Below are 7,118 nucleotides of genomic sequence, written 5' to 3' on the forward strand. Positions count from 1 at the left end.
GTGAGCACTCAAATGAGTAGCGGCGCTGCACCTTAGCACAGGCAGGGAGCGGGTCGGACGGAGTTCCCAAAGTCATGACATGACTGTGCTCCGACAACGCTTGGGCTCGTTGGCTCTGTGTGTGCTGGCCGCATCTTCCGCGAACGGCACAGGGCCGAGTCCGCAATGCTCACCTTGTCGTTTTTCGCCCTGCAGGTCAACTGCTTGTTACGACCTGGCAGCCGCGAAGTTCGGATCAATTGCCGGCGTTGATCTCTGTCCTTGGAGTAAGATGCCGCGCTTTGTAGTAGTGCTTTCGGTGGTCCAGTACTGGGAAAGGTTTGGCCTTCGGCCCCAGGCGCTGGAGCTGATTGAAGATTTGGAGTATTGCGCTGTGATGCAAGAGTGGCGGGTCAGTAAGGTGCACCAGATCCCTGCATGGGTCCTCGAGCAGCTGCTGCAGGTGTTCCTCGAACTTGGTGTAGTTCCAGTTCAGGTCAGTGGTGTCCTCCACGGTGACTGCGTATTGGTCCATGTAATTGATTGCTGCTAATTCCCGTGAGTTGGACCGGAGGAATTCAGCGAGGATGATGTTCCGTGGCCGGCGAGTGGTGTGTCCGCCAACCGCGCTGACAAAGTCTCGTTGGATTCTCCAGTACCCATGGTGCTTCGAGTCGAAAGAGTTGCTATGTCCTGCGACAGTGACCTCTGCACGGATCGTCAGCTCTCGGAGTGATGGATCCTTGTCGAACTCTGCATCGACGATGGACCAGTAGTCGAACAGGAGTGTCCTTCGATCATAGGGTTCGAGTCGGAAGTAGTCCTCTGGCCGCGCGTCCGATCCCCCATAACCTTCGAGAAGGAAGGATCGCGGCGTGATGATCGTGTGATTCGCCCGGTTAAGCCCCTCGATACGTAGGCCGACGCCTGTTACTGTCACGCCCGTGCGGCCTGGATTTTCGATGATGATCTGCGCGAGCTCCACTGACGGTTCCGGGGATTCCTTGAGGAAGAACTTGCCCTTGTCGCTCCGTTCCAACCTGCCGGTGCCAGCGTAGGGAAAATAGGCGGCAGCGTTCATCTGGACTTGGACCCTGCCACCCGAGTCCTTGTGTATGCGCCACGTGGTCCACGCCGCAACGCATGCCACCAGGAGTGCTAAGCCGGCGATCATGTCAGTGGGGTAGAGGTCCATGCCCTTTATCCTTCCATCCAGCCGGTGCTTGGCCGCTCACTCCCCTTCCGCCACGGCCTGTCCCAAATTCCAAGGTTGTGAGGCGGCGCAGCATCTCGCTTCAAGGGGGGTTACAACCCTCCTTGACAAGTCGTTCCGACGGGGGAACAGTAGGTACGTACCAACCTATCTTGCAACCTATCTTGGAGCTCGCATGATTATTCCGATCACCGTCCATGTCCCCGCACATCGAGTTGAGGACTTCTACATCCGTTTCGGTGAGTTCATTGCCAACATCTCCGACCCTGACGCGCCCACTCAGTTGCCTTCCGGTACTGTCCCTTCCTGGATCCAAACAGATGAAGCGCCGGCAATCGCAGCAAACCTATGGAGCGAAATCTCGTTTCCGGGACGTAGGATTCTTCATTACCTCATAAAAGCGGCCAAGGAAGAGACGGTGTACCTCCTTCCAGAGGAGTTCGCCACTCTAACCGGACATCCGAAGGGCAAATCGGGCGTCGCAGGCGTACTCGGGGGCGTTGGAAAGGCAATTCGCCGCGCGGGCCTTCCGATGTACACCACGCCTAGAGGTACTTCTTGGCACTACATCTGGGGTTGGGACGGTGAGCGCTACTCCATGACCCCAGAGGTTGCTCAGATCTTGCGGGTGGCTGAAGGCAATGATCGTTGACGGCGTGGTCGGGACCCAAGTCAGGAAGCAATCGCGCTTTTGTCAGTGCCGACTGAGAATATTTGCCATGACCTTCTGCGCACTGGCGGCCAGTAAGGCTGTCCGGTGACGGCGAACAAGGAGAGTCTGTGGCAGAACCATCCTGGTACGAATCTCTGAGGGCGGAATGGCGTCCGGAACACGTGCGGCTTCTGCTCATCGGAGAGTCAGCGCCAGACGCCGGGGAAAGTGAGCCGAGATTCTTCTACGCTCCGACTCTGTCAGGTCATGACAACCTCTTTTGCGGTGTCGTCCACGCTCTCTACGATGCAAAGGACCTGGAACCCGGAACTGATAAAAGGCCCTGGCTGGAAAGACTTCGTGACGACGGCGTCTTCGTAATCGATCTCGTCCCGCACCCAATCAACAAAGGAAAGAAGAGCCTGAGGCGACGGATGTGGAGAGAGTACGCCGATAGTTGCGTGGCCGCAGCGTTGGACCTCCGCCCAGACGGGGTCGTCGTTTGCCTGTCGGGCATCTTCAAAGTCTTAGAGAACCCACTCCGTCAGGCGAATCTTCCGCTGCTGCATTCACAACCAATTCCATTTCCTGTTCGTTGGTGGCGCCACCAGTTTGTAACAGGAGTGAGGACTGCAGTCGGGGACATCACCAAGGCATAGTAGTACCCGCAGCCATGTGCTGCATGATGTCTGGTGAAATACGGCGCATGATATTGGCCAGCTGGATCACGCTATCGGCGGCGACGCCAGCGTCCCTTCGGTATCCAGTCCCCCGATGTTTGACCGCCTGAGCAAACTCAATGGTGGCTCTGGCAAGCTTCCGGAGCTCTGCGTTAGCCGCGCCTGCAAGTTCCACTTCCACGTAACGTTCGAGCCGTTGCTTTGTGTTGCCGGCCGGTGGCTCGGATTCACCCTCGCGGAGGTGCCTATCCGAGTTGTAGACGGTCGCGCTTAGGCATTCAAGGACTATGACACAGTCATTGCCGATGTTGCGAAAGTCTTGCTCAGAGCGCGCTTGGCTGAAGTGCCGGCGTAGTTCGGCTAATTTTTCATCGACTCGGGGCCACCCGGTTCTTCCGCGGGGAGAGATTGGATCACTGAGCGTTGACTCGAACGTGGCGAGCTCGAGCTCCACCAGCTGCTCGTGAATGTGGTCGATCAGGCGGCTTAGCATGTCCCGGCGCGCTTGGTAGCTGTTTGCGGCTCCTTCGCTAATCCAGAATTGACGGAATGTCCGAAAATCTCTGAACGGGGGAGTGAAGTCAATTCGAAGGCGGTTGAGAACCTGTCGCAGTGCGAGCAGGGCCCGGGCGGAATCGTCGTCATCCATCCGCCCGTCGGCGTAGGGATTGGCGCCGGTCCCAAACGACTCGAACTCATCATGCACGAGACGAGCCAAGGCCACCGCTGTGTCGACGTCTGTTACCCCTGTGTGAGATCGGCGGCGGCCGGGGATGTGACCCGTTCCCACATCTCGCCTCGCCAGCCGCCGCTGCAGGCTCCGCGCCAGCCGCTGCTTTCTCTGTCCGGGACCACTTGCCGCGGCCAATCGTGGCCCTCGGCACGGAAATCCACGAGCCGGCCAAACGGCCCTGCCATCTGACCTCGTCCGTTGCTCCCCTGCGGTTCCCGGCCCACCCCGGCACCCGGGCCAGGCCCTGGCTGTAGGCAGGGTCCAGGGTGCCCTGGGCCGGCTCGCGGCGGCGTGTGGAGATCCAGCGTGCCATCGACCTTTCGGCCCGGTCGCCGGCACGGTCCTCGGGGAGCCGGCTTTCAGTCAGGACCCAGGCGATGACCTCCGCCATGCGGGCAAGGTCCGTGGGGGAGGGGTGAGGGACGGGAGCGGCGCTGGCGGCGGCCCGGTGTTCGGCTTCGAATCCCGGGTCCTGGCGGCGGGCGATCACCAGGTGGTAGCCGACGGCGGCCGGTTCGGCGCGCACGAGCTCAGCGATGCGTTTCCGGCTCAGTCCGAGCCGGTACATCAGCACCCATTCAGCATCCGGTGCGCGCCGCAACCGCCTGTCCATAATGGGACCCATCCTGCCACGCCCGTGCCCAAACAGTGATGAGAAGCGGTTAGGGGAGTCGCCATTTATTGACCCTGCTGGCGGGTTGCCATGTTTCTCGCGCTGGAAGGCAATACCCTGGCGCAGTGACTAATTCCATGGGGGGAGTGGCGGCGGAGCAGCTGCCCGAGGGCTTGTACGAACTACTCAACACGGATGCGCTCGGCAGCTTGCTGAATAACGGGTCTGATCTGCAGCCGGTCTTCGCAGAAATCGAAGACGAAGCCTCCCCGGACATCCTCTCCCGCCACGTCGCCGACGCCGTGCGAAAAGCCCTAGCTGCAGCCAAACCGGCCGACCGCGTCGCCCTAGCGAACAGGCTCCTCCAGGAACTGGACACCACGGACCGCATCGCCCCCGGTCCCACCCAACTCCAGTCCCTCCACCGCCCGGACACGCTCAAGCGCCGAAGTCTCCGCCGACCCACCACCAAACTCAGCGACTCGGCCTTGCTCACCAACAGCAAGGACGATCCAAACCTCGCCGCGGAACTCCGGACCGAGATCGAATCCGCCAACACCGTCGACTTGCTCTGCGCTTTCGTCCGCTGGACCGGACTGAGGCTCCTCGAACCGGCCCTCGCGCAACTCAAGGAGCGCGGGGCCAAACTCCGCGTCATCACCACCACCTACATGGGTGCCACGGAGCGTCGCGCGATCAACGAACTCGTCCACCGCTACGGCGCCGAAGTGAAGATCAACTACGAAACCCAGGCCACCCGGCTGCACGCCAAGGCCTGGCTGTTCCGCCGCAACTCCGGCTTTGACACCGCCTACGTCGGCAGCTCCAACCTCAGCCAAGCCGCGCTCCTGGACGGCTTGGAATGGAACGTCCGGCTCAGCTCCGTCGGCACGCCCGCACTCCTTAACAAGTTCGAGGTCACCTTCGACAGCTACTGGGAACAGCGCGCTTTCCAGAGCTACGATCCGGAACGCGACGGCGAAAAATTGGACGCAGCCCTGGAACGCAACGGCAGCCGGCGAACAGCAATCCCCGGAGCAGCCACCGGCCTCGAAGTCCAGCCCTACCTCCACCAGGAGGAAATGCTCGAGGACCTGGAAGCCGAACGGCTCAAGGGCTTCAACCACAACCTCGTCGTCGCAGCCACCGGCACCGGCAAGACCGTCATCGCCGCACTGGACTACAAGCGCCTCTGCGAAGCGGCGGGCAAAGACCTCAAGCTGCTCTTCGTCGCCCACCGCCAGGAAATACTGAAACAGGCCATGCGCACCTACCGTGACGTCATGCAGGACGGCGCCTTCGGCGAACTCTACGTCGGGGAACACAAACCCCGGCAGTGGAAGCACATCTTCGCCTCCGTCCAGTCGCTGTCATCCCTCGGCATTGAACAGCAGGCAGCCGACTTCTTCGACGTCGTGGTGATCGATGAATTCCACCACGCCATGGCGCCCACCTACCGCCGGCTGCTTGACCACCTGCAGCCGCAGCAGCTCCTCGGACTGACCGCGACGCCGGAACGCGGCGACGGCGTCGACGTCGCCAAGCAGTTCTTCGACGGCCGCACCGCCAGCGAACTGCGCCTCTGGGACGCCCTGGACGCCGATCTGCTGGTGCCGTTCCACTACTTCGGCGTCTCGGACGATGTTGACCTGAGCCAGCTGGAATGGACGCGCGGCAACTACGACACCGCGCAGCTGAGCAATCTCTACACAGGCAACGACGCCCGCGCCGCCAAGGTGATCCGCGAAGTGCGCGACAAGGTCACCAGCACGGACCAGATGCGGGCCATCGGCTTCTGCGTCTCGGTTCAGCACGCCCACTACATGGCCGAGGTCTTCAACCGGGCCGGGATCGCCTCCGTTGCAGTGGACGGGAGCACCGACGACGCCGACCGCGCGGCGGCGCTGGAGCGGCTCCGCCGGCGGGAGATCAACTGCATCTTCGCCGTCGATCTCTTCAATGAAGGCCTGGATTTGCCGCAGGTGGACACCATTCTGCTGCTCCGGCCCACGCAGAGTGCCACAATCTTCCTCCAGCAGCTGGGGCGCGGGCTCCGCCGTGCCGAGGGCAAAGCGGTGCTCACCGTCATGGACTTCATCGGCCAGCAACGCCGCGAGTTCCGCTTCGACCTCCGCTACCGGGCTCTGACCGGTTACGGGCGCAAGGAGCTGGAAAAGGCCGTCGAGGACGAATTCCCCTACCTGCCGTCTGGCTCGCAGATTGTCCTGGACCGGGTGGCGCAGAAAGTGGTGCTGGACAACATCAAGGCGCAGCTGCGGTTCAACCGGGCGCAGCTGGTCCGGGACATCGCCTCGTACGCGGAGACCGAGCTGGAGGCGTATCTACAGCGGTCCGGGAGCGACGTGAAGTCGATCTACCGGTCCACCAGGGATTCGTGGACCGGCTACCTGCGCCAGGCCGGCTTGATCGAGGGGTTCTCGCCGCTCGAGGCAGTCCTCAGCGGCAAGATCCAGGAGCTGTCCGATGCGGATGAGAAAAAGCTCCTCAGCCGCATGGCTGCGCTGATCCATGTGGATGATCCGGAACGGGCCGAAGCATACTCGATGTTGGTTGGGGCTGACGCGCCCCGCTACGCGGACCTCGGCATGCGGGAGCAGACGCTCGCCCGCATGCTGTTCTACACGCTGTGGGACGACGGCGCCGGTTTCCAGTCGTACGACGCCGGCCTGGACTATCTGCGCGGCTACCATTTTGTCTGCAGCGAGATCCGCCAGATCGTGAAGCTCGGAGTGGCAGCGTCCAAGCACGCCGCAAAGGGCCTCGGCGCGGGGTTGCAGCACGTTCCGCTGCTTTCGCACGCCACGTACCGGCGTGAGGAGGTCCTGGCAGCGCTGCAATATGGATCGCTGGAGCTGGGCAAGAACGTGCAGCACCGTGAGGGCGTGGCCTGGTGCCCGGCGACGTCCACCGATGCCTTCTTCGTCACGCTCAACAAGGACGACAAGAAACATTCGGCCACGACGATGTACAAGGACTATGCCATCAGCCCGGAGCTGTTCCATTGGGAGTCGCAGAACGCGACGTCGCCCGGAAGTCCGGCGGGCAGGCGCTACCTGGACCGGGCCGCGCACGGATCGAAGATCCTGATTTTCACCCGTGACACCTCAGAGGACGAGACAGGCCTTACTGTTCCGTATACGTGTCTCGGGCAGGTGGACTACGTGCAGCATTCGGGCGAGAAGCCGATCGCGATCACGTGGAGGCTGCACCGGCCGATGCCGGCGGAC

General features: G+C 62.0%; 6 protein-coding genes (1 of these 6 only partly in view). 3 read left to right on the plus strand and 3 right to left on the minus strand.

Annotation, left to right across the window (positions count from 1 at the left end; genetic code table 11):
* Positions 1-235: 235 nt before the first annotated feature.
* Positions 236-1,174, minus strand: a complete 939-nt coding sequence (locus K789_RS0102180) for a hypothetical protein (protein WP_024365313.1) — start codon at positions 1,172-1,174, stop codon at positions 236-238.
* Positions 1,175-1,367: 193 nt separating this feature from the next.
* On the opposite strand from K789_RS0102180, the gene K789_RS0102185 reads away from it, so the two are divergent.
* Positions 1,368-1,844 carry a hypothetical protein gene (locus tag K789_RS0102185; protein ID WP_024365314.1) on the plus strand — a complete coding sequence of 159 codons (477 nt, stop codon included), beginning with the start codon at positions 1,368-1,370 and terminating at the stop codon, positions 1,842-1,844.
* 128 nt (positions 1,845-1,972) lie between these two features.
* On the plus strand, positions 1,973-2,503 hold the full coding sequence (locus K789_RS25930; protein WP_128081541.1) for a hypothetical protein: 531 nt from the start codon (positions 1,973-1,975) through the stop codon (positions 2,501-2,503).
* Here the strand turns inward: K789_RS25930 and K789_RS23840 are convergent.
* A complete protein-coding gene (locus tag K789_RS23840; protein WP_024365315.1) occupies positions 2,490-3,230 on the minus strand; it encodes a hypothetical protein in 741 nt (246 codons plus the stop codon). The two genes, K789_RS25930 and K789_RS23840, sit on opposite strands and share 14 nt — an antisense overlap.
* Positions 3,223-3,858, minus strand: coding sequence for a helicase-associated protein (locus tag K789_RS22080; protein WP_237739482.1), 636 nt, complete (start codon positions 3,856-3,858; stop codon positions 3,223-3,225). The genes K789_RS23840 and K789_RS22080 overlap by 8 nt, the downstream gene beginning before the upstream one ends.
* 173 nt (positions 3,859-4,031) lie before the next feature.
* Here K789_RS22080 and K789_RS0102200 point away from each other — a divergent pair, with 173 nt between their 5' ends.
* Positions 4,032-7,118, plus strand: the 5' portion of a protein-coding gene (locus tag K789_RS0102200; protein WP_416352784.1) for a DUF3427 domain-containing protein. The gene runs 225 nt beyond the window's last position; 3,087 of the gene's 3,312 nt are visible here — the first part of the coding sequence; the start codon lies at positions 4,032-4,034; the stop codon falls past the right edge of the window.

Source organism: Arthrobacter sp. TB 26 (assembly GCF_000427315.1).
Taxonomy (GTDB): domain Bacteria; phylum Actinomycetota; class Actinomycetes; order Actinomycetales; family Micrococcaceae; genus Arthrobacter.

Excerpts from the sequence above, each read along its gene's own strand:
- K789_RS0102185 (WP_024365314.1), top strand. The coding sequence starts at position 1,368 with ATGATTATTCCGATCACCGTCCATGTCCCCGCACATCGAGTTGAGGAC.
- K789_RS0102180 (WP_024365313.1), bottom strand. The coding sequence starts at position 1,174 with ATGGACCTCTACCCCACTGACATGATCGCCGGCTTAGCACTCCTGGTG.